Annotated in this window: 1 protein-coding gene; it reads left to right on the top strand. The window is 68.4% G+C overall.

Annotation, left to right across the window (positions count from 1 at the left end):
* The first annotated feature begins 34 nt into the window (after positions 1 to 34).
* Positions 35 to 922 carry an IS5 family transposase gene (locus TEK04_RS21210; RefSeq protein WP_336406357.1) on the top strand — a complete coding sequence of 296 codons (888 nt, stop codon included), beginning with the start codon at positions 35 to 37 and terminating at the stop codon, positions 920 to 922.
* Positions 923 to 946: the final 24 nt, after the last annotated feature.

Raw genomic sequence — 946 nt, 5'->3', positions numbered from 1 at the left:
GGTCAGGTCCTGCGGTAGTGATGGTGCCGGTGGCATGTGCGTGTGTACCTGCAAGCCGGCTTACTCCTCGTCGCTGACCGACGCCGAGTGGGCGTTGGTGGCTTCGTTGCTGCCGGCCCATGACCCCCATGCTGGTGGGCGGCCGCTCAAGCACGACCGGCGGCTGGTGCTCGATTCGATCCTGTATGTGCTGGTCAGCGGGTGCGCGTGGCGGTTGCTGCCGCATGACCTGGTGCCCTGGGACGCGGCGTACCGCTGGTTTCGCACCTGGAGTGCTGATGGCACCTGGGATCGGGTGCACGATGCGTTGCGTGACCGGGTGCGGGCCGCCGACGGGCGCGCTGCTCAACCGACGGCTGCGGTGTTGGACGCCCAGTCGATCAAGAGCTCCGAAGGTGGTGCCGCGATCGGCTACGACGCCGGCAAGCGGGTCCGTGGGCGCAAGCGGCATCTGCTGGTCGACACCACCGGTCTGCTGCTGGCGGTCATGGTCACCACCGCGTCGCTGCAAGACCGGCCCGGTGGGCGGCGGCTGCTCACCGCCGCCCGCCCGCGCTACCCGCAGTTGGGCAAGGTGTGGGCCGATGGTGGCTACGCCAACGTCGTGGACACCTCCCTGGTCCGCCACGCCCGCGACGAACTCGGACTGGACCTGGAGATCGTGCGCCGCTGCGATGACGTGCGAGGCTTCCAGGTGCTGCCCCGCCGGTGGGTGGTCGAACGCAGCTTCGGGTGGTTGACGAGGAGCAGGCGGTTGGCCAGGGACTACGAACGCAAGACCGAGCACGCTGAGGCGATGATCAAAGTCGCCATGATCCGGTTGATGGCCGCCCGACTCACCGGCCGACACATCGAGCCCCAAGGCCCCATCGAGACCGAAGCCGCCCGCCGGCTGGCCGACGACCTCGACTCCGACAAGTAGCCGATCAATTACCCAACACCCTCT

Origin of the sequence: Klenkia sesuvii (assembly GCF_037083825.1) — a bacterium.
In the GTDB taxonomy this organism is placed as follows: domain Bacteria; phylum Actinomycetota; class Actinomycetes; order Mycobacteriales; family Geodermatophilaceae; genus Klenkia; species Klenkia sesuvii.
Note: the sequence above shows the minus strand (reverse complement) of the source record. Positions and strands in the feature narration are given on the sequence as shown.

Coding starts and splice junctions, on each gene's coding strand:
- TEK04_RS21210 (WP_336406357.1), top strand. CDS start 35: ATGTGCGTGTGTACCTGCAAGCCGGCTTACTCCTCGTCGCTGACCGAC.